Origin of the sequence: Sporolactobacillus pectinivorans, from assembly GCF_002802965.1 — a bacterium.
Lineage (GTDB): Bacteria > Bacillota > Bacilli > Bacillales > Sporolactobacillaceae > Sporolactobacillus > Sporolactobacillus pectinivorans.
In genome coordinates this window covers 3708469-3730254 of sequence record NZ_NXGA01000001.1, presented here as the reverse complement: position 1 = coordinate 3730254, position 21786 = coordinate 3708469, and the positions used below count along the sequence as shown (strand labels likewise).

Annotated in this window: 18 protein-coding genes and 1 riboswitch; of the genes, 7 read left to right on the top strand and 11 right to left on the bottom strand. The window is 42.7% G+C overall.

Annotated elements, in window-relative coordinates; genetic code table 11:
• Window positions 1–13: 13 nt before the first annotated feature.
• From COP04_RS18225 to COP04_RS18215, 3 genes are all read right to left on the bottom strand, one after another.
• A complete protein-coding gene (locus tag COP04_RS18225) occupies window positions 14–1624 on the bottom strand; it encodes an ABC transporter substrate-binding protein (protein ID WP_204988055.1) in 1611 nt (536 codons plus the stop codon).
• 358 nt (window positions 1625–1982) lie between these two features.
• Window positions 1983–2083, bottom strand: a riboswitch (SAM riboswitch).
• Between the two features lie 689 nt (window positions 2084–2772).
• A complete protein-coding gene (locus COP04_RS18220) occupies window positions 2773–4374 on the bottom strand; it encodes an AMP-binding protein (protein ID WP_239985014.1) in 1602 nt (533 codons plus the stop codon).
• Window positions 4375–5325: 951 nt separating this feature from the next.
• Window positions 5326–5952, bottom strand: a complete 627-nt coding sequence (locus COP04_RS18215; RefSeq protein WP_239984933.1) for a DNA alkylation repair protein — start codon at window positions 5950–5952, stop codon at window positions 5326–5328.
• A gap of 219 nt (window positions 5953–6171) precedes the next feature.
• On the opposite strand from COP04_RS18215, the gene COP04_RS18210 reads away from it, so the two are divergent.
• Entirely contained in the window at window positions 6172–6693 is a 522-nt protein-coding gene (locus COP04_RS18210) for a GNAT family N-acetyltransferase (RefSeq protein WP_100489324.1), read from the top strand.
• A 399-nt stretch (window positions 6694–7092) separates the two neighbouring features.
• Here the strand turns inward: COP04_RS18210 and COP04_RS19800 are convergent, their stop codons facing one another.
• Window positions 7093–7245: a hypothetical protein gene (locus COP04_RS19800; RefSeq protein WP_157800377.1), complete on the bottom strand. Its 153-nt coding sequence runs from the start codon at window positions 7243–7245 to the stop codon at window positions 7093–7095.
• 471 nt (window positions 7246–7716) lie between these two features.
• On the opposite strand from COP04_RS19800, the gene COP04_RS18205 reads away from it, so the two are divergent.
• The 4 genes from COP04_RS18205 (at window position 7717) to COP04_RS18190 (ending at window position 11390) form a co-directional block, all read left to right on the top strand.
• Window positions 7717–8550: a MerR family transcriptional regulator gene (locus tag COP04_RS18205; protein ID WP_100489323.1), complete on the top strand. Its 834-nt coding sequence runs from the start codon at window positions 7717–7719 to the stop codon at window positions 8548–8550.
• Entirely contained in the window at window positions 8543–9457 is a 915-nt protein-coding gene (locus COP04_RS20380) for an ABC transporter ATP-binding protein (RefSeq protein ID WP_100489322.1), read from the top strand. The genes COP04_RS18205 and COP04_RS20380 overlap by 8 nt, the downstream gene beginning before the upstream one ends.
• On the top strand, window positions 9454–10194 hold the full coding sequence (locus COP04_RS18195; RefSeq protein WP_100489321.1) for an ABC transporter permease: 741 nt from the start codon (window positions 9454–9456) through the stop codon (window positions 10192–10194). Before COP04_RS20380 ends, COP04_RS18195 begins: the two co-directional genes overlap by 4 nt.
• Window positions 10195–10469: 275 nt before the next feature.
• A complete protein-coding gene (locus COP04_RS18190) occupies window positions 10470–11390 on the top strand; it encodes a S66 peptidase family protein (protein ID WP_100489320.1) in 921 nt (306 codons plus the stop codon).
• Window positions 11391–11510: 120 nt separating this feature from the next.
• Here COP04_RS18190 and COP04_RS18185 read toward each other — a convergent pair whose 3' ends face one another.
• The 7 genes from COP04_RS18185 to COP04_RS18155 all read right to left on the bottom strand — a co-directional run bounded on the left by COP04_RS18185 (window position 11511) and on the right by COP04_RS18155 (window position 18674).
• Window positions 11511–12809 (bottom strand): MFS transporter, encoded by a 1299-nt coding sequence (locus COP04_RS18185; RefSeq protein WP_204988054.1) that lies wholly within the window; start codon window positions 12807–12809, stop codon window positions 11511–11513.
• 303 nt (window positions 12810–13112) lie between these two features.
• Window positions 13113–14006 carry an AraC family transcriptional regulator gene (locus COP04_RS18180; RefSeq protein WP_100489319.1) on the bottom strand — a complete coding sequence of 298 codons (894 nt, stop codon included), beginning with the start codon at window positions 14004–14006 and terminating at the stop codon, window positions 13113–13115.
• 778 nt (window positions 14007–14784) lie between these two features.
• A complete protein-coding gene (locus COP04_RS20855; RefSeq protein ID WP_100489318.1) occupies window positions 14785–15135 on the bottom strand; it encodes a DUF1385 domain-containing protein in 351 nt (116 codons plus the stop codon).
• Window positions 15125–15541 carry a hypothetical protein gene (locus COP04_RS18170; RefSeq protein ID WP_100489317.1) on the bottom strand — a complete coding sequence of 139 codons (417 nt, stop codon included), beginning with the start codon at window positions 15539–15541 and terminating at the stop codon, window positions 15125–15127. Before COP04_RS18170 ends, COP04_RS20855 begins: the two co-directional genes overlap by 11 nt.
• Before the next feature lie 27 nt (window positions 15542–15568).
• A complete protein-coding gene (locus COP04_RS18165; protein ID WP_100489316.1) occupies window positions 15569–15928 on the bottom strand; it encodes a hypothetical protein in 360 nt (119 codons plus the stop codon).
• A 265-nt stretch (window positions 15929–16193) separates the two neighbouring features.
• Window positions 16194–17186, bottom strand: a complete 993-nt coding sequence (locus COP04_RS18160; protein WP_100489315.1) for a LacI family DNA-binding transcriptional regulator — start codon at window positions 17184–17186, stop codon at window positions 16194–16196.
• Between the two features lie 6 nt (window positions 17187–17192).
• Window positions 17193–18674, bottom strand: coding sequence for a sucrose-6-phosphate hydrolase (locus COP04_RS18155; RefSeq protein ID WP_100489314.1), 1482 nt, complete (start codon window positions 18672–18674; stop codon window positions 17193–17195).
• A gap of 223 nt (window positions 18675–18897) precedes the next feature.
• On the opposite strand from COP04_RS18155, the gene COP04_RS18150 reads away from it, so the two are divergent.
• Both COP04_RS18150 and COP04_RS18145 read left to right on the top strand, forming a co-directional pair.
• Window positions 18898–20850, top strand: coding sequence for a sucrose-specific PTS transporter subunit IIBC (locus tag COP04_RS18150; RefSeq protein WP_100489313.1), 1953 nt, complete (start codon window positions 18898–18900; stop codon window positions 20848–20850).
• 52 nt (window positions 20851–20902) lie between these two features.
• Window positions 20903–21766 (top strand): ROK family protein, encoded by an 864-nt coding sequence (locus COP04_RS18145; RefSeq protein ID WP_100489312.1) that lies wholly within the window; start codon window positions 20903–20905, stop codon window positions 21764–21766.
• The last annotated feature ends 20 nt before the right edge of the window (window positions 21767–21786 follow it).

Here is a 21786-nt window from a genome sequence, read left to right as displayed (position 1 = left end):
TTATGCCATTCTCCTATTTTTCCCACTTTTCAACATTGTTGAAGGAACCATAAATATGCGGTTCAGCGTGCTTAAGCTCTTTATTGTAAGCGCCGAGTGAGCGTAAAACATATGCCGAGTAAAGAGGAACATCATTTTGAACAATTTTATCAATGTTGCTGTACAGCTTTTTAGTTTCTTCCGTACTTTTCGCTGACTGAATCTTGGAAAGATTTGCGGCCAGTTCACTATTTTTATATTGCGGCCAGTCTCCATCACTATTGACGATCCAATCGACGTCCGGATAAGGGTCAATCGGAGATAAAGTATATTGAACGGCGAACAAATCAAATTTATGCTTCGCAGCTTTGGCCAGAAGATTGGAAAGATCCTGAGTCTGTACATTTACATTAATACCAATGGTCTTCAGATCGGCTGCAATAATATTAGCTGCCTGGACGAAAGTACTGTCACCGGAATCAACAAGAAAAGTCAATTGTTTTGATTTGTCCCAATGTGCTTCTTTAACCAGTTTTTTTGCCTGATCCAAATCAAACTTGACCGGCTTGATCGATGAGTCAAAGTATGGGCTGTAAGACGTAACGAAGCCATCAACTACCTCACCGTTTCCATTCAGTAAACTTTTCACGATCTGTTCTCGATTTGTAGCCAGTTGAATGGCCTTTCTAATTCGCACATCAGAAATTGTTTTGGTATTTAATAAAACGAGCTGATTCGTCAATGGCTGCTCTAAGACTGTTTTTACATTGCTTAATTTTTGAACGTTTTTATAATCTTCTTGTGGAAAGACACCCAATGTTTGTTGAACAAAATCAATTTCTCCAGATTTAAGCCCAGGATACAGTTGGCTTGCCGGAACAACTTTTAGGTTTAGATATTTAATTTTGGGTGCGCCTTTCCAGTAATTCTCGTTTGCCGTATAAGAGATATAATGATTCGAATCGTAATTTATCAATCTGTAAGGACCGCTGATTACGGTCGGTTTATTGAACCAGCTGTATTTGCTTAATTTATCAGGACTCACATTTTTTAGAACGTGCTTTGGAATTGTAAACAGATATCGCCCTATAGTATTATCAAAGGTTGCGAGCGACAGCGGGCTCTTTGTAATAAACGCTACTGTTTTATTGTCTACCTTTTTCAGGCCTGCGATATTCTTCGCCCCTTCCGGAGAATTTCCATTTTCATCAAATCCTTTTAATGCAGCATATCCGCCAATATTTACATTTCCGACCTTGGGATCGGTTAATCTCAGAACAGAGAAAATCACATCATCCGCTGTGATATCCTGACCATCCGACCACTTTGCATTTTTATTAATTTTGACGGTAAATGTCCGATTATCTTTTGTTGTAATGCTGTTCGCCAGCTGGCCGACAACATTCAGCTTGCTATCCAGTTCAATTAACGGCAGAAAACTGAACCCGATCGCGTATTTGCTTAATTCAGTAGCATCTATTAACAACGGATTGATCGTTGTCAATGAATCGGTAACGCCAATATTGACAACATTTTTATTAATCTTATTTCCAGTCGTCCCGCCGGGCGCACTGCTGCATCCTGTGAGCATTAAAATAACTAAAAGAAAAGATAAAATACAAACTATTTCCTTTTTAAATTTCATTGATACGCCTCCTCGTAAATTATTTTTAAATCTATGAAACCGGCTTTATGATTCTCCTGATCTCAATCTGTTCGTCAGTTACATAACAATTGTCTTTGCGAGATATTATTCTTTTATCCTGGCAGAACCGCTGCAGCGCCGATGATCATACCTTGCCATACATTCTGTGATCGTCGCACTCACCTGGCTGAATCAAAAAGATGGGGATTGGTTAACTCTATTGATAGTTTGCGTTTCTGCCCAGTTCTATTGAGCATTATCTGTCCCAATTTAGCTGGGAAAATTTAAAGTTGGGTATATAGAGACATAAATAAGGCTCCTTTTCACAGAATCAGAAAAGCAGCCTTTTTGCCGTCTCTTCTTATCTGTCAGAATTTAATCTGTTGGAATTGACACCATACACACTGTGCTGGTTGTCGGGTTTCATTGGGCCAGTCCCTCCGCCGCTCTTGATAAGAATGTTGATATTCATTTTTAAAAACAGGTCTTGCGAAACGTTTCTGCCTGACCATGCCCGGACGCGTTCCGGACTTTTGTTGCGCTGATCATTAGCTAAATTATAATTCATACTATTCGTATGTCAATATAATTTATTAAATTGTTTTGCAGTGCAAAGTGGACAGGAAGTCTATAACTGGGCATTAAAGACATTCAGTTACGCAGTTCGCGTTCTGCCGCGCAACAGTGAAATTTATTTGAACGACTGATATGAACCGAAGTCGCATCTAATCCGGAGAAAGTCGCACCTAATTTTTCGAGTCGTTTCGAGCCGTACTGAAATGGTTGCACCTAATTTCCTGGGTTGCATCGAAACGCATGAGGTATTGCTAGATACAGGTACTTTATTTGTTGCGCAGTACGCCCTTACTGCGCAACAATTCAAATAAGTTATCATGACATTCAATTGTTCGGCCACCGTTTTCATGACGAATCAAAAGAAAAAAGAGAACTTTTACGCGCATTGCTGGAACAGCGCTAAAAAATCCTCTGAAGAAAAAAGATGGAAAGACTTTACCTATTGAATGCGGACGGTATATACAGCTAACTCCTTCGAGTTGGCCGTCATCAAGTATTACGAACGAATAACATCATCCGACGTGGGTGCTGTTCTTTCGGCAAATGGGATTCTTTTCGTTTGCCAGATGCAATCAGGCGAGGTTCATACCACATCGCCTGACTTTCCGTGTCGTTGTTTTTTCAAATCCTTTTTCAAGAACTTCAAACACACGGATGTGTTTATAATCCGGCATTTTTTTGTTCACTTCATCAACAATCGATTTTACCATGGCTTGTATTTCTTCTTTTGCAGGAAGATGACCGATTATTTTGGCAACACAATCAATGTCCGGGAATATTTTGGCCTTCACGCAGGCACCTCCATTGCGATCATTTCCGGTAAGAATAAGTGCTTCACTGATCGTTTCCTTTTCCAAGAGCCGCGCTTCCAATTCCTCGGGATAAATGTTTTTGCCATTAGCTGTTACGATCACATTCTTCATACGCCCTTTGATATACAAAGCCCCGTCTCTATCGATGCATCCCAAATCACCGGTCCGGAAATAGCCGTTGCTGAAAGTGTCGGCCGTGGCCACCGGATCGTTATAGTAACCAAGCATGATGTTATCGCCCTTGGCAAGAATTTCGCCGACCCCGGCTTCATTTGGACTGTCTATCATCAATTTGACGCCAGGAATAGCAACGCCGGTAGATTTGGCATTGAAATAAAAATCATTATTTCCCGCCAGCAGAGGGGCAGATTCAGTGAGCCCATAGCCCTGCAAAGCCCGAATACCAAGCGCCAGGAAGTCCTCTACCACAGCAGAAGAGAGATCAGCCCCGCCGACAATGCACGTATGAATTTTGCCCCCGAGCGATTTATTTACTTTTCGACGGATGACCATTCTTATAAGCGCAGGAAAATCTCGAAGCGCCATTGAAATGGAAGAGGTTTTGAGCTTTGATTGATACTTTGCTGGACAACTCTTTAAGATAGCCGCATGAATCCGCTTGTCTAAAAGCTGAAGCAGCGCGGGAACTACGACGAGAATGGTCGGCCTGTATTCAATAATGTTACGGCGAATGGCATTCAGGCTGTCTGCGTAAGCAATACATGCTCCGCGTGACAGAATAAGCAGACAGTCCAATGTGCACTCGTACGTATGACAAAGGGGCAGGATTGAGAGGGTTTTGTCGCGTGACGTAATCTTTACAATTTGTGAGGTCGAAAAAATATTCGCGCAAATATTTTTTTGAGAAAGGCACACACCTTTTGGCTTCCCGGTAGTGCCTGAAGTGAAAATCAGCACACTCATTTCATCTTCAGCAATTGGAACGGTGTCAATTCGCGTATCATTTGCAGGCATAGGTGGCAGGGTGTCCTGCAAAGACAAAAGCAATCGTTCACTGCTGATCATCGGTCTTAGTTGTTCGAGTATCTCTTTGTCTGCGCACACCGCCGCGCAGTCGGCACTGACAATGAAATGATGCATATCTTCCGGTGAAAGTTCGCAATCGATTGGAACAGCCACACCGACTGTAGCGGCGCAAGCATAGTGCAGCACCCATGCATAGCTGTTTTTTCCAACGACTGCGATTCGCTTACCAAGCAAGCCAAGATTGAGAAAATGCGTGCCTAGCGTTCTGTACCCCTCTTTAAATTGAAAATAAGTCACATACCGATAGCTCCCGTTCCCAATCTTTATCTGAAAGGCAGGCTTTTTCCTGAACTTCTCTGCACTAGAGTAAATCATTTCCCGAAAATCAGTGTACCGTGTGGCCTTGTTCAACTTTTTTATTCTCAAATTCATGCTCCTCCGCCTGTTGATCATTCAGAATTTTACCTGGGACAATTGTTCAGCCAGATACAGCAGTTGTCTCTGAAAAGAGACCTGAGCCTGACTAAGAACTGACGCAGGCGTTGATGGATCAATCGCACAGTCCGCTTACTTTTGAGCACAGTGAAAATGTTGGATTTTGAATAAATCACGAATCCACTGATTGTGATTCGTGCGTAATCCCTGTGCCAAAAAGCGATGGATTGATAACATAATTTTTTCGCTTTCAATGTCTCTTCTAAGTACGTTATTTTTCGCGGATAGTTTCAATTAATTATAAACAGAAGTTACGAATGATTATCGCGCGTACTGCTGTTGATCAATTTAAATAAAATCAGGGCTTAGTTAATCTTGTTGAGGTGCGCAAGTTGGGTTAATAAAAAACATTATAGATGATCTGTTGGAATTTCTTTGTCTGGAAAACACCTTGGGTAAATGCGGTAAAGTTATCAGCAATCGGTGGTAATGTGGTAATGAGGATGATATAGCTGGCACATTATATTGGCTTTAATTACTAGGGATTAAGACGTCATTTCTGCACGTGCAACAGGCGTATTTGTAAAATATGTGGTAGTGTAAATAAAATTATGAGTTACTTCAAGTTTAACATCCCCTTATAAATTTCAATAATCTGAAACAGTTTTCAATGAGGGTTCTTATTTGTATAAATATCAGAATAAACATGTCCGTTCATGATAAAGTTTTTTCCATTTTCGGACAGAGCCAGCGGGCTCCGCAGTTTATTAGCCGTGTCTTATAAGCGGAAACTGAGAATGCATCAGACGAAACGAGTAGAATATCAGTCAAATTAGTTTGAAATCACACCTTTACGCCCAAGAAAAAGTTATCATAGTTAATCAATCTGGCTCATCCCTTGTTGTTGATATATTTTGTGGCAAATTTATAGACCTGATTAATAGATTTTTGGTTCAGCTCCCACTTGCTTAACTCTGAAATCACTAGTTCTTTGTGTTTTTTACTTATATCTTTCAGAGCATTTCCCACTGATTTTCTGACATATTCGCTTTCATCATATTTAAGATTTGATAATAAACAAATTGCCTGCTCAGGATTTTGCTTAAAATATTCTCTGTTCGTCCAAATTCGTAGTCCTTCAGTAACGGCCCTTCTTACATTTGGATTTTCATCAGCTAACCAACTATTTATAATCGGCAATGACTTCTCGTAACCCTGATTATGACAATAGATATCAAACGCTTTTGCTAAAATTTCTTGAACACGCCAGTTTTCATCAAGACTTACATTTTTCTTTAAATAATTTAGTGCTTTTTCCATTTGGGATGAGATGAGACCTAAAGTAAAAACGGATAATTCCCTTACTTGGTAATGAGAGGATGAATAAAGATTTTCAGCCATTTCATCGCACTGATCAATTGAAAGATTTTTCACTAAGAGTTTCGACATCTTTTCAATTTCCTTGAAGCTTACTTTTTCGTGTTTGATTTTCTCAACAAATGCATCATTGTAGGTCACCACGTTTTCCCCTCTACAAGCAGCAATTCATTCAAACCACTCGACCATTTTATTTTATAGCAAAAAAGTGGGTATTTCTGTTAAAAAATTATAAATATAGTGACAAACAAAATTTCTGTACACCTCCATTGGTTGTCTAGCGGTGGGCATTAGGTGTTAAATGGAATAAAAGTATAGCGCAGTCGATGCATAAAACGTAATAAGAGGAGAGCTTTGACAATGGAAAAAGACATAATAATTAGAGAAGCAGTAAAAGAAGATGCTTCTGAAATGTTTTCATATCTGAATAAAATTGGAACTGAATCCAACTTTTTAACATTTCGATTTGTTGAAGAATTGCAGTTGAATATCGTAAAACTTGAAAAGAGTATCGAGTCAATTTATAAAAGAAATAACGCAATAAACTTGGTGGCTGAATTGAACGGGGAAATTGTTGGAAATCTTAAGTTTTCAGGAGGTACAAAAGTTAGGGTAGCTCATACAGGTGAATTTGGAATTACTGTTCTAAAAAATTATGGAGGAAGAGGAATTGGAACTAAATTATTATCTACATTCATAGAGTGGAGCAAAAGTTCAAGGGTCATAAGAAAAATTAACTTGAGAGTACGTACTGATAATGAGAAGGCAATTCATTTATATAAGAAATTTGGGTTTGTTAAAGAAGGAACAATAAAAAGAGATTTTTTAATTGACGGAATATTTTATGACTGTTTTGCAATGGGGCTGTTCATTGACCAATAAGATATTCACACTGTTGCGCAGTAGTTCTATTCTCAGTAAAGAGCCATATTGTGGGGTAGACGAATACTGTGCAATAAAAGAAACAGATTTCTAGGAGATTTATATAATGAATGAGTTTAGCAATTTGTGATGTTTTTTTTGAAAATCACTAAAAGCTGTCTGAAAAAGACATTCAGGCAGCCTTTTATGTGTCACTTTGGGTGCGATAGTGCGATAGGCATACTGATGTAGTTTAAGGCTTAATAGATACTTTTGAATCAATCACTGACTGGACACTTAAACAAACTTTTTTCCTCTTTTTTGTATTATATATTGACTATTTCAGTAGGACGCAGACTAAGAACAACGGACTGAACTGATGCTTAATGTAATTTAGCTTGTCAGCTAAATAATTTCTAATCACTTTATTGGATAGGTCTGCAAATACCAGATAATAACTGCAATCACGCAGAGCATCGCTCCGATCATACGTCCGGACTTTTGAAGCTTCCCCGGCTTAATCAAAAATCTCAGACCAAAGAAGAGTAATACAACAACGAAGATAATGGCCATAATGCTTCCCCCTTAATTGAATATGACGGGCACTTTTGAACGCTGCACGTGCAAAAGTCTACGTACCCAGACGAGAAGCGTGGCTTCCTTTATGGACCGTTGACTCTTACTCTGTTTCTGGCATGCGTCGTTTTCTCGCCTTCCAGAAAACTGCATGTGTTCATCCTACGCCGTTACGATGCGTCACTTGCAAGCTTTTTAATACACTAACAACAAGGCCCCACAAAATGAAGAATGAAAGGCGTAGCTACACTTAAAGAATTTGATTTGATAGATTTTTCAGAGTTCATGCAATAAAGTGTACATGCAAACGTGAGCTGAAAAGAAAACCTGAAAGACTGATCGGATGATGCCATCTGTAGGACCTCACATTTCTTCAAAAAATCACTTGCTTGTGACGTAACGTTGCGTACTACAATAAGAGCAATCGGAAGGAGCGGCCGCTTCAAATGAGAGAAAAGAGGAACTGGAATGACGCATGATCGGCAAATTGACACATTGGCAGGAGGAGAATTGACGGATGCACGTCATTTTACAGTCGGCGAGCTGGCGAAGCTCGTTGGTGTCAGTGTCAGAACGTTGCAGTACTATGATCAAAATGGGCTGCTGCCAGCAACCTTCAGTGAAGGGGGTAGAAGAATATACGGACGCGATGCCGTTTTCAAACTGCAGCAGCTGCTTTTTCTGAAAGGGCTTGGCTTCTCGCTCAAGGAGATCCGCAGCATCATACAGCAAGGCGATGCGACGGATTTTAAGCGGATTTTCACCGAACAGCGTGACATTCTGTTCAGAAAGATTGAGAATCTGCAGCAAATTGTTGGTACATTGAATACGGTCATTGCTGAGACGGAAAACGGTAGTAGCGTCAGTCTTGAGAAGCTGATTGTTATTCTTGAACTCATGAGAGAAGGCAATCCTTATACATTTGTTGTTCGCTATTTTAAGGACGATCAATTGCAGCAGCTGATGAATCGTTTTACATCTTCGCATCAGGCAGGGGAATTTACTGATAAGGCCAACACGCTGTTTCAGCAGCTCCATCAACTTTATCGTGAGCACGTCGATCCCGCTGGAGCGGCAGGTCAGGCTTTTGCCGAAGCGTGGTGGAAGATGGTGACGGAGTTTACCGGCGGCAGTGAAGAGCTGCTGCAGACTTTGCTGGCCTCCGGTGAGGATGTTGACAACTGGCCGGAGGAAGCAGAACAGGTGCGCGGACCGATTCGCGATTTCCTGTCTGCTGCACTTGATATTTATTTTAAAAAGAACAATATTCAGACCGGATCGGAGGCAGATTGGAATGACTGAAATTGTTGTATCGGTTAGGGGATTAGTCAAGCATTACGGCACGTTTACTGCGCTGAACGGTATTGATTTTCAGATTGGCAGCGGTGAGGTGTTCGGACTGCTCGGGGCAAACGGCGCCGGCAAGACGACAACGCTGGAATGTCTGGAAGGACTGCGTCAACCGAGTGCCGGAGCCATCCGCATCGCCGGCTGCAATCCGCAGACGGACGGGCGCACGCTGCGCCGCCGGCTCGGTGTTCAGCTCCAGTCGGCGGCGCTTCCGGGCTGCATGCGTGTCGATGAGGCGATTGCACTGATGCGCGCCTACCAGCACGCCGGATCGTGCAGCGATCTTGTTGAACGATTTGATGCTGGAACGCTGCTGAAGAAACAATATCGCCAGCTCTCGACCGGGCAGAGACGGCGCGTGCACCTGATTCTTGCCTTGATCGGCCGGCCGCGCGTGCTCGTGCTTGATGAACCGACAGCCGGGCTTGACGTTCAAAGCCGGGCACATTTGCACGAAGCGGTGCGCGAGATGAAGAAGGCTGGCATGACGATTCTGATGGCGAGCCATGACATGGCCGAAGTGGAGGAATTGTGCGACCGGCTTGCCATTTTGCGCAATGGCCGTATCGTTGCCAGCGGGACACCGGAGGAAATCACAGCACACGGCAACGAGGAAACGCTGATCCGGCTGCGCACGTCTGGCGAATCATTGCATGCGGGCGATGCTGTTGCGGCGGCAACGCTTACCGGCAGTCATGACGGCTATCTGGAATGGCGCAGCCGCAATGCGGCGGCTTCCGTCATCGAACTGCTCAGCCGGGTGGAGGCGGCCGGCGATGTGGTCGAGGACTTGCGTGTTGAGCGGCCATCGCTTGAGCAACGCTTCCTCGAACTTGTAGAGGGAGGGGAACACGAATGAGCGCTTTTTTAAGATATTTGCCGATTCAGCTCAAGATGGACGTGCGTGACCGCTCAATATTGCTGCATTTCTATCTTGTGCCGCTGCTGTTTTTCTTTGTTATGGGTTCGGTGTTCACGTCGACTAATCCGCAGATGAAAGCGACACTTGCAGCGACGATGACGATCTTTGCTGTTACGATGGGGGCGGTGATGGGCACGCCGATGCCGCTCGTGCAGATGCGCGAGTCGGGAACACTGCGTGCATTCAAAGTCAGCGGCATCCCCGGCGGTGCCGTGCTTGCCGTTCAGGCACTCAGTGCTTGCGTGCACTTGTTCATTGCCTCACTGATCATCTATTTCGTTGCGCCGTCCGCCTTTCATGCCGACTGGCCAAAGGCGACACTGGCCTATTTCGCTGTTCTGGTGATCTATCTGCTCGCCAGCATCGCCGTCGGTCTGTTCATCGGTGTTATTTCAAAGAACGCCTCCTTTGCGTCAATGCTGGCAATGGTCATCTTTCTGCCGTCGCTGCTGCTCAGCGGCATGATGTTTCCGACCTCACTGCTGCCGAAAGTGCTGCAGTGGGCCGGCCGTATTTTCCCGGCGACCTACGCGCTGCAAGCTTTTGACGGTTTCGCCTATCAGATGAAAACCAATCTGAATGCGGGCGGATCGTTGGTGATCATTGCCGTTATTGGGCTGGTACTGGCCTTAGCCACCCTGTTTTTGTTCAGCCGCCTCAGCAAAGTAAGGTAGCCCAGCGGCGGAATTAAGACGATAGCAATGAACTGCGCCGCTTCATGCGGCGTTTTTTTGTTTATAGTGATCAGTGACACAGCTGTTTACGTATTCAGCATTTCCATGATTCACTCATAGATTTCATGACAATATTCTTTAACGAAGGACCACTGATTGTTCTATAATAGAGAAATTTACAATGCTGCGCAGTAGGCAAGTACTGTGCAGTACTATCTGCATTGTTGATTTAAGAACGTATGTTTGGTAAAATAAGCTAAGAAAGGAGTGAAAACATGTTACCATTAAGATTAAAAAAGCATGATAAGATTGGCATTATTTCTCCGTCAGATCCGATAACTAAAGAATTAATGGAGCAGTTTGAAAAAGGGACTGAATATTTGAGCGAGCTAGGATTCACACCGATCCAATCAAAAAATTGTTTGTCTTGTTCTATGGGCTATTCAGCAACGCCAAAGGAAAAAGCAGATGATATAAATAATATGTTCGCTGATTCGTCGATTAAGGCGATTGTCTGCTCACAAGGCGGGGCCAATGCCAACGCATGCCTGCCCTATGTTAACTGGAATATTATTAGGAGCAATCCAAAAATTTTTATGGGCATTAGTGATATAACGACTTTACTAAATGCTATTTTCCTCAAAACCGGTTTAGTAACCTTTCATGGAAATGATATTATTTGGGGATTCGGTCGTGAGCTACAGATGTACGATAAAAAAGAATTTAGTGACAGGTTATTTAGCGGAAAGATTGGTGACTTAAAATCTAATGGAAATCGAGTGAACATTCGCGGAGGAAAAGCGGAAGGAACTTTAATTGGTGGAAACCTTAAATGTTTACTAAAACTGGCAGGGACCAATTTCTTACCCGATTTTAATAATGCCATAGTATTTCTTGAAAGTTTTGGCTTTGATCCAGTAGTCTGTGACAGCGCTTTTAACCAATTGAAGCAAATGGGTGTTTTTGATGAAATTAAAGGTGTCATCATTGGACATATATTTGACGATAGAAAAGAACAACAAAATATACACATGGAAGATATCCTTTTGAAAGTATCCAAAGAATATTCTTTTCCCATTTTAAAAATCGATGATTTTGGTCACAATTGCCCCAATACAGTCATTCCAGTTGGAGTAAAAGCATCTATGGATGCGGATAATAAAACGATCACTCTATTAGAAAAGTGCGTTGAATAATAAATCGTTGTGGGTTTCGCTTTTTCAAACTGTGGGGACGTGTTCTGATTGGCGGCAAGTCTACTCTCAGTAACGAACTACTTGGTTGACGGAAATTGCATCATGGTGGAGCAATTCCAATTATAGATCCGTAGAGTTGGACTCGCCCCCTTCAGTCACAAAATCGTTAACATCGCGCAATTTTATGATATGAGATGGGAATAACCACAAAAAGCCAAAACATGCACCGACTGTTCCAATCCACATTGCTCCATGAAGCCCGAAAAAAGTAGGCAATATACTGCCAATGAGCGCACCGATTGGACGTATTCCATTATTTACGAAGCCCCATGCACCGCTGACTCGTGCACGTATTTCAGCAGGTATTGCTGCAGCATTAATCGATCCACTGCTTATATCGAGAAGCATGACTCCCAGTCCGGAAAAAAACGCTGCGAAAAATAAAAACACTAGAATAAGAAGATGGGTGCCTCCTGCCAGTGGTACTAAAATCAATGGCAGAGGAAATAAAATGGATCCAAAAAGCAATGTTACGCCTAAGCCAAAATGATTGCTCATTTTGTTGGCAATAATGGACCCCAGTACTGATCCGAGCGATCCACATCCCAAAACCAACCCAAGTTGTCCAGGAGAAATGTAGAGTACGCGTGTCACATATAATATAAAAAGAGCAGAATAGATAAAGTTAAAAAGATTAATCGTTGCAACACTGATCAGGAGATAACGTAAAATAGGTGTGTCCCGAATGAAACGAAGTCCGGTACCGATATAGCCAGGTTCAGCTTTTACCGGAGACGGTTCCTTTGCGTGAATGTGAGAAAGAAATAAAGCCGATGTTATGAACGATAAAGCATCTGCAACGAGAGCGATAGGTGCTGAAAGAAACTGAGCCAAGAAACCACCAATGCTCGGTCCACCTAAAAATGCAACGGCTCGGCTTCCATTTAATAACGAATTCGCTTCTACATACTGTTTACGTGGGACCATTGATACAAATAGAGTGCTTGCTGAGACGTTAAATAATACGCTAAGTATGCCGATTATAAAAGCAATAATTAATAGTTCGGTCACAGTTAATGAGCCTATAAGATAGCTGATCGGTATGGCGATAAGCAACAGTGCCCTTAGACTATCAGCGATAATCATGATTTGTCTGCGCCGCCCCAAACGATCTACCCAGGCACCTGCATGAATGCCCAAGAGCAGAAAGGGTAACCAACCAGCAGCTGTCAGGATTCCCATAACCCCGGCACTGGCGTGTAAAATCAGAACTGCTGTTAGAGGAAGTGCAAGAGAAGTGATCTCATCACCAAATAGTGAAACAGTCTGACCGATCCAGTAACGGCGAAAAGAAATATTTAGAAGAATATCTGGGACTAATTTTTTTATCGTGGCTGTTCTTCCTCCCGACATCGACATTCAGATTTAGATATTTTTTTCTGATTTATCATAGTCCATAATAAGCAGAACAAATTTAATCAAATTATACTATAGTTTGTTACTGCTTAGTTTGTGATCTATCGCACAACATCGACGTTCTCGGGGAAAAAATTTTTGTCTAGTAAATAACTTTTGTAAATAAAGAACATTATTTCTACTCGGCACGGGGATACATCGCCTGAAGAATCCAAACTTGCGATTGAAAGTCGGCGTACTCAACACAAAAACGGATACCCATCAGTTGAGGCATCCGTTTTTGTATCATTTCATTCCATGAAGCTTTTATTTTTGTTTTTTTACGACCGGAATATAGATATCGCATACTTTTCCTGCGTTCGACATGCAGCGGTCATCATAAAGCTCAAAGTCGGCACTATCCGGCGCGTACTCGTATCCGGATTTAGGAAACCATTCATTAAAGACGTAGTTCCATGTGCCCTGAATAGAAGACACAAAATTTGCTGCACTGCAGGGCGGCGTCGAAAATACGGCATAGGTTGCAGGCGGCAGTTCGCACACATGATAACTGTCCGGGATTGTTGCGCCGTCCTTTGGCTCAACGCCGATCACATACTCAAATTCGCCGGTCTCCGGGTCTTCCGGAAAGCACGCACCATACTCATCGTGCTTTTTAAGGAAACTTTCGGCGTGAAGTCTGTCCATTCTCCCGTCACTCATATAGTCACTCCAAAAAGCCGGGATGGCCTTATTGTTTTCTCCATCAGATGAGGTCGTTTTGAGGGCAAAGCCCGCAAGTTTTACAGCGGGAAGTATTACAAATTTCGGTTCCAAAATAATTCCTCCAGTCAAATAATTGTTCATGCGGGGAAGGCTTGGCGGGAACGGGCGATCGCAATGCGCATGCAAACGGTAGGTTCCCGGTGAGCAGCCGAAATAACGGCGAAAAGCCTTGCTAAAACCCGAGTGGGTTTCAAAACCATATTCCAGCGAAATATCGATAATTCGCCGGCCGGAAGCTAGTTCGTATGCGGCAAAAGCAAGGCGGCGGTTCCGCACATAGGCCATCGCCGAATATCCGGTGCCCCATTGGAATACCCGGCAGAAATGCCAAGTTGAAAACCCGGCGCGTGCTGCTAAAAGATCCGGGTTGATCTCATCTGTGATATGTTCGTCAACATATTCCAGAATGTCCTGCAAAATTGCTCTCGTGTCCATGAAGCATTCCCTCCAACCGTACGGTAAACTCAGTATAACAGAGCGTCAGAAAGTTACTGTTCCAAAATTGCGAAGTTCAAAAGAGTAACAAATCTGTGTTATCGTAAGGCCTGTTGAACAGGGGATTTTTTTGTTGTCTAGGAAAGGTGATTCGGCTGCTGTATTGATGTTTGAACAGAAGAAGTCAGAAACGATTCTTCACATGGGAAAATTTTAATCAGTTTCTCAAACGATTCCTTCTGCAACAACCACGAATCAGGGTCAATATTTATCAACTTCAGCCAGAACTTTAGCCATATTCTGTGAACCATGAACAAGAAGAGTCGTGTGCGTAAATAGCGTATGCACGGTTCCTTGAGGGGCAGATGACGCGAATCATTGTCTTCCTACTTGATAAAATATAGACCCATGGATAACATCCGTTCAACGAGCTATAGAACACTTAACGTGCTCGAGATGTAATGAATTCGAACCAAATCAGAAAAGCGAACCGAATCAAGAAAGAACCGAACTAAAACTATCGTATTCAAGTTGGAACGAGTAGCCGTGTGCCTGACTTTATCGTCGAAATATTTAGTTACTTGAAGAAGGGTGAAAAAGTTGAAATCGAATGCTCTTTCTGTGGAGGAACAATGAAACAAGCAAGAAAGAAATCAGCAAGAAAGAAACCAGGTAATTGAGTGATATCTGAAGCGTGATAAGACCGCATTAGCAATTTTGTTCTTGCCCTTTTTCAATTCTGCCAACGGTTCAAGTTTTAACGGATTACGTTAGTCTTCTAACGTACTTTCCAATTCAACGAGTTTTCGCAAAGCTGCCTGGGCCACTTCAAGATGTTCTTCCTGTGGTTTTGAGGTAAAAAAAAATATTGACATGTTCTTCCCAACCAATATAAAGGAAATAATAGCAAGCGAAGTCCCTTGCTTTTCGACATAATGAAGACTGCATAACCAATGGATTGACTAGACAAGAAACTTAGAGAATATGAATGTAAGCATAAAAACAAAATAGTAGTCAGAAATAGCACATAAACAAGAAGGTTCGTCCCGCAATGTTCATGAATACGTGACTGTCTGGTTATATCGCGTAACTCCAAACTCTTTAAATGATCGAAGGCATTACTCGACATATGTTCCGCTGCGTGATATTTCCCGATTTTTGAAAGTTTGATGAATAGCAAAAAGTATTATTTCGACAATATAGAATTGAATATTGATCAAATTGGAAGTATCATTAATGTCATTATCTTTTAAATGAAAAAACGTTATACCTGTGGCTATTAAAAATGCACAGAGAAGTGAGGCTAAGAAGAATTTCCATTGATTTAACAGACTGTATATCACCAGCCAAACCCTGCGAATGAAAGGTATTCGACTCAACAGGCCATCACATGCGGTGATCACTCTATGTTCATCTTCGTTCATTGAATAATCCACTTGAATCTTCCCGTCTTTTCTTGTTGCATGTACCGTGAAATTATCTGATTGAAAACTCACGCCGTTAAGTCTTGCCCACCCGCTATATGGAAAAGACATACGATTCACTCCGCATCTTGTTAAAAACTAACTGTTGACACTTTTCATTATAAAATGACTGCCAGATCTGTACACGGGAAAAAGCACAGGAAGGAAAAAAGTGCTGATTTTTCTTTCTGATGCTTCTTTTATTAAGACGCTATGCAAGATCAAGATGAGGCCATTTCGATTAAACAGTTTTTTTACCGATACGAGATTCGCTTCAGATTCTCTTCGCCGATCGGTAAACAGACCGACCGGTGAGACGATAAGCAAGATGAGTCCGGCAATCAGAAAATTATGATCGAAAGCATCGGCAAGCTTAGCGTTTTTCACAGACTGGATGTCCTCCATGACTTGCTCGGCTTCTGATGCCAGTTTGCTGTTGCCGGAATCCGCGTCGGCCATTCCTGATTAAATGCCCATTGCTCCGCGAAGCGCTTGATTTGAGTCGTCAGAAAGCCGGGTCACAGCTTGGGACAGGTTGTTCGTTCCCGATTGCAGAGCGGCGAGCGCTCTCTCTTCCCACGGAACTGTGCCGTGCCTCTCGATAATTGATTGTTCGGTTGCTGACTGAAGTTTGGAAGGCTGGCGCTGCGTCGAGCCAGCCAGCTGGTACAGAGGCCAGCTGTTGCATGCACTTCAGTAACCGGCCTGGCCTGCAGCCCCCTGATTAAATAAACTGTGAGCTTGATTGATTGCGTATGAGCTTAATCGGAAGAACATAATGCTCTTTGAGCTCCGACTGTTCATTGGTCACCCTTTTTAGCAGTAATTCGACGAGCAGCTCTGCCATATCGTTAATTGGCTGAGCAATCGTTGTTAATTCCGGGTGGTAGTTTTGAATAAATTGTGTGCCGTCATAGCCGATTACCTTCAAATCTTGAGGCACATGAATACCTAATTCCTTAGCTTGACGCAAGACGATCAGTGCAGTCAGATCATCTGTGCAAAAAATGCTATCCATTTGCTCGGTGCTCAAAATCTGTTTTATCATCAGTGCCTTGACGTTAGAAGCCATTGCTGAAGCGATGACTTTTTCATGAGCTTCAAGCTGCAATTTCTCCATAGTCTGCAGATAACCGGTTCGCCGTTTATCTGTGGGACTATTTGGCGTATGGCTGCTGGCAAAAAGATAGATCTTTCGGGCGCCGCTTTGATAAAGTTCCTGAGTGGCCAATACGCCGCCCTGATAGTTATCAGAACTGACAATTGGAATGGTACTCGATAAAAAGCGGTCAAATGAGATGATCGGCAGACCGACTTTTTCGTACTCTTTGATACCCAGGTTATGCGCGCCGGCAATAATACCGTCGACTTGGTTCGCAATAAGCATATTCAAGTACACACGCTCTTTTTCTTTATTATCAGCGCTGTTGCACAGGATCGTTTTATACCCGGATTTAAACAGTTTATTCTCTATTTTTTCGACAAGTTCTCCAAAAAAAGGATTGCTAACAGAAGAAAAGAGCACGCCAATTAAATTGGTCTGCTTACCGTGAAGTGAGCGAGCAATGGAGTTGGGCTGATAATTGAGCCGTTTCATTGCTTGAAACACCTTATTTTTTGTTTCTTCGCTGAGATAACCATGATTGTTAATCACGCGGGATACAGTTGTCGGAGAAACGCCGGCTTCTCTTGCGACATCGTTTAGTTTGGGCTTCAATCTAATTTATCCTTTTCCGTTTAATAGACTCCAATAATCACAATTATAAACTAAATGGTTGTTTGTCTCCAAAGAAATCTGCGTTTGGCGATCTTTTGGGAAAAAGCGGGACGTCAGTACTTTGCGACCATGATTCACATAAATTTCAGCTACAGAGTTGTCAATGAAAATATGGAGATTGATCTGGCCGTTTGCGGGAATGGTTGTGGTTCTTGTGGCCCCGTATTCTTCGGCGAATGGAACTCCGGAATGTCCCCGATCCAGTGTAAGTGTGCCCGTTTCAAAATCAAATAGAAGATCAAGAGCGTTAAAGCCGTCGTCAGCTAAAGCCAATTTGCCGCTGCCTTCGCCTCTTAATTGAATATCCAACTCGTATGCACGATCGCAGTCATGCATAATCGTTGTTAATTGATGATCCAACTGGCCTTCGAGTTGAACATGTTTTGTGCGCAGCGAAGCGGTTTCTTTAACCGGACTTTGATAGAGTTTGCCGTCTTTGATCGTTAATTCCCGCACAAGGCTTAAGCAATGTGCCCAGCCGTACTGATCGGTCGGATAATCAATTTCCGGCAGTCCAATCCAGCTGACGGCCAATGCTCGGCCATCAGGGGCATTCATTGCCTGAGTCGCATACACATCAAAACCTTCATCCAGATTGTGTATCGTCTGTTCTGAGTCAAATACAGCATGGTCGGGATCAAAATGATTGCCGATCAGATATACATTGGGATAGATATTTTGATAGTCTAGAACATTTTTATTTAGACCTTGCGGGCAAAAAATAAGGAGCGGCACCCCATCAACAAAAACAAGATTTGGACACTCAATCATAAAACCTAATGATTGTTTGGCGAATGTCAATGGGCCTAAAAATATCCAATTGCTTAAATTGGCTGATTTGTAGAGTAAAATTTCGCCCTTAAGCTGAGTGTTCTGAGCTCCGATGAGCGCGTAGTACGCCCTATTGTAGCGAATAACTTGAGGATCTCTGAAATGATCCGTATAGTTTTTCGGCTGAGAAGCGATCAATGGACTCTTTATCTTTTCAATGCGCAGGTCTTTATTCATCCAGGCGCCTAACTGATAAGGGTATCTTTCCCAATTCTTATCGCGGACGTTTCCAGTGTACATAATAAATAGCTTGTCACCTACCGGAAGTGCGGATCCTGAGTAGCAGCCATGGCTGTCAAACTCGTTATCCGGAATCATCGCCAGCCCTTCTTCATGCCAATGGGTTAGATCTTCTGAAGTGAGATGATACCAAGCTTTCAGTCCGTGAACCGGGCCCATCGGATAATTTTGATAAAAGAGATGCCACTTTTGATTGTAGTAAGAAAAGCCATTGGGATCGTTCAGCAATCCGCTTTTTGGCTGGATATGAATGTCCACTCGCCAAGGGGAGTGCTGTACTTTATTCAATAAATCGTCTTTTTCTTGTTGTGACCAATCCGCAAATCGTTTATATCTTTTTGCTCTGTCCCATTCCATTTTTAAAGGACCTCCACTTATGAAGAAAACGCTATCTTAAATGTTAATTTACTCCCTATCTAAATATGTGTCAAACGTATAGCATTAATAAACACAATTTATAAAGCATATTAAGATGGATTTAAATAATTTTATGACGTACGATTGACATATAAGAAAATGAGCGTATATTAATAATAAAGCGCTTGCAAAAAATGAAACGATTTTTGAAAGGGTGTACAAAATGAACCATGTAAAAGTTGCTCAAGATGTATTGACTGCCCTCAGTGGCAAGGAAAATATTCAGGCAGCTGCGCACTGTGCCACCAGGCTGCGTCTTGTAATCAAGGATGAGTCGAAGATAAATCAAACAGCATTAGATGAACACCCCGATGTTAAAGGGACATTCAAGACAAATGGCCAGTTTCAAATCATTATCGGCCCCGGAGACGTTGATAAAGTGTACGATGAACTGATTAAGTTAGCAGGTTTGCCAGATATGACTAAGGAAGATGTCAACCAGGCGTTTAGCGGTCCTAAGGGAAATATATTTATGCAATTTATCAAAGTTTTATCGGATATTTTTGTCCCGATTATTCCAGCGCTGGTTGCCGGCGGCCTGCTCATGGCTCTCAATAATGTGCTTACTGCGGAACATCTTTTTACCGCTAAATCAATTGTCGAAATTTATCCGGGACTAAAGGGTATTGCCGACTTCATTAATACGATGTCTGCAGCTCCGTTTATCTTTTTGCCGATTTTGGTTGGGTTTTCGGCAACGAAACGCTTTGGCGGAAATCCTTATTTAGGCGCAGCAATGGCCATGATTATGGTTCATCCCGCGCTTACTAGCGGATATGAGGTAGCAACAGCGGCAGCTTCCGGAAAGCTTGCTTACTGGAATCTTTTTGGACTGCATGTTGCACAGGCGGGTTATCAAGGTTCGGTTCTTCCTGTGCTGGTTGTCTCTTTTATTCTGGCAAAGTTGGAACAATTCTTTCACAAACGCATTTCAAAGGCGTTCGATTTCACATTCACGCCAATGCTTGCCATTATCATTACCGGCTTTTTAACCTTTATCTTAGTCGGCCCTGTAATGCGTGAAGTCAGCAACGGTTTGACAACAGGGATTATGTGGCTGTACAACACGACAGGACCTATTGGTACGCTCGTTTTCGGTACCTTTTATTCAGCGATTGTCATTACAGGACTGCACCAGAGCTTCCCAGCAATTGAGACGACATTGCTCGCGGATATAGCAAAAACCGGCGGTTCGTTCATCTTTCCGATTGCATCAATGGCCAATATTGCTCAAGGCGCAGCGTGCCTTGCAGTGTTCTTTATCACGAAAAATAAAAAACAGAAAAGTCTTGCGTCTTCTTCAAGTATTTCGGCCATGCTGGGCATTACCGAACCCGCCATTTTTGGTGTTAATTTGAAACTAAAATATCCATTTGTTTGTGCCATGATTGGCTCAGGCGTTGCGTCAATATTTATTGGCTTGTTTCATGTCCTATCTGTTTCTATGGGACCGGCAAGTGTAATCGGGTTCATCTGTATCCGGTCACAGTCGATCACCGCGTTTCTTTTCAGTGCATTGATTAGCTTTGTTATTGCTTTTTTCTCCACATTTATTTACGGAAAGCGTGTCATGGTAACAGAGACTGCCGCAGAGGGCAGCCATCCGCAAGTATCGACCGAAGAAGATATTGAATCGTTGGCAGCAGGCACTCAACTTCTTGACGAAATCGTTTATGCACCGGTATCCGGTGACCCGCACAGTCTTAAAGAAGTGAATGACAAGGTATTCTCCTCTGAATTTATGGGAAGAGGTGCCGCCATCATTCCAGAAAACGGGGATGTTTATGCGCCGTGCGACGGTGTGGTGACCGTGGCGTATCCGACACATCATGCCTATGGCATTAAAACAGACAGTGGGGCCGAAGTACTTATCCATATTGGAATTGATACAGTGAATTTAAATGGTGAACATTTTGAAAGCTTCGTTAAGAAGGATCAACAGATACGCAAAGGTGATCAACTATGCCATTTTGACTTAGACAAGATTAAAGCACTTGGTTACGATCCGGCTGTCATCACAGTCATTACGAATACGGCAGAGTACGCTTCGGTTGAACGCATTACGCATGAACATGTTGCGCCGGCAAGCCCATTAATTGCTGTGACTGCAAAGTAAAAAAGAGCATGTATGTTGATTATTAGTTGACAATTTTTTAGGAGTGGATCGCATGTTATTAGGTTCAATAGAAGCGGGTGGAACAAAGTTCATTGCCGCAGTGGGTGATGAACAAATGGACATTATCGATACAGTGACCGTTCCGACCACAAAACCCGATGAAACTATGGAACAGATTTTTAACTTCTTTTCTCGTTATCAAATAGATGCGATTGGTGTCGGATCTTTTGGACCGATTGATGTCGATGAAAAATCAGAGACTTTTGGATCTATTACGTCGACACCCAAATCGTTTTGGCGAGATTATAATTTTGTCGGATCCTTAAAGCAAAAATTCAATGTGCCGATTGCATGGACAACGGATGTCAATGCAGCGGGCTACGGTGAATATTTGTTAGGAAATGCGCGCGGGATCACAAGTTGCCTCTACCTTACAATTGGTACTGGTATCGGTGGAGGATTTATAAATAATGGACAGATTCTAAGTGCATTCAGCCACCCTGAGATGGGGCATGTATTCATTAAGCGCCATCCCGAAGATCGATTTGAAGGAATTTGTCCTTTTCATAAAAACTGTCTTGAGGGTATGGCTTCGGGTCCGGCTGTCGAGAAGCGCTGGGGCAAGAAGGGCGTTGAACTTGCCGACCAATCTTTCGTATGGGAATTAGAGGCTTATTATCTGGCTCAGGCACTGATCAGCTACACCTTAATTTTACGGCCTGAGCGTATTATTCTTGGTGGCGGTCTCATGAAACAGAAACAGATATTCAAATTAATCAGAAACGAATTTCATGCTATGCTCAACGACTATGTTGAAGTCCCTGATTTGGAAATGTATATCCAGCCTGTCGGTCTCAACAATCAGGCAGGTATCATCGGTGGTTTATTGCTTGCCAAGAAAAAACTCGAGGGCTGAACGGATTAACGGAACTGAGT